The sequence below is a fragment of the Pseudomonas sp. MWU13-3659 genome (genome assembly GCF_023757525.1).
Lineage (GTDB): Bacteria > Pseudomonadota > Gammaproteobacteria > Pseudomonadales > Pseudomonadaceae > Aquipseudomonas > Aquipseudomonas entomophila_E.
The window spans coordinates 1-688 of sequence record NZ_JAMSHW010000098.1 but is presented as its reverse complement, the minus strand read 5'-3'; the positions used below and the strand labels follow the sequence as shown (position 1 = coordinate 688).

The following is a 688-nucleotide window of genomic DNA, read 5'->3' as shown; positions in this document are numbered from 1 at the left end:
AACTTGAAGACCAGGTCAACCTGAACGGGCTGATGTTCAGCGGCCTGGATGGCGCGTACCCGTGCACCGGCGCCGACGGCGTCCAGCAGTTCCGCGAACACACCCGCGACCAGCTGCTGCTGGTGAACAAAGACCTGGTGATCTTCCGGCAGGCCGCGCTGCAGCACGCCGACCAGCTGAAGCGCGACCTGGCGAAGGCGCTCCAGGACAAAAAGATCAAGGCCATGCGGGTGATCGCCTGGACGGTGCCGGTATGACCTGGTCACCGGTGACCATGCGCTGGCCCACCCAAGCCACTCAGTGGATGGGCCAGCTGGATGCCGCCAAGGCCCTGGCCGGCAGCGAGCTGGCGAGCATGGGGGAGCGGGTGGCGGGCCTGCAGTCGATCGCCACCACCAGCCCGGGGCCGGTCGGTGACGCGGCAAAAGGCGCGATCGAGGCCGGACGCCAGGCCCTGGCCGAGCAGCTGGGCGAGGCGCCGGCCTGCCTGACGGTGACGCCGTTCCAGAGCGGCATGGGCCAAGGACGTGGCCACCAACGTTTCCTGTCGGCGCCCAACCTCCTGCAGGCGCTGGCGGACAAGCTCACCGACGCCACGGACACCGCACGCCCCCAGGGCGCCCAGTACGCCCTGTGCCTGCTGTTCCTGGCCACCCGCTACGACCAGTTGGCCGCGAGCCTGGCCCGT

At 69.6% G+C, this 688-nt stretch carries 2 pseudogenes; both read left to right on the top strand.

What is annotated here, in order from left to right:
• Positions 1–257: pseudogene (locus NGM28_RS28470) on the top strand (phage tail protein); the annotation flags it as partial.
• Positions 254–688 (top strand): annotated as a pseudogene (locus NGM28_RS28465) (hypothetical protein); the annotation flags it as partial. The pseudogenes NGM28_RS28470 and NGM28_RS28465, both read left to right, overlap by 4 nt.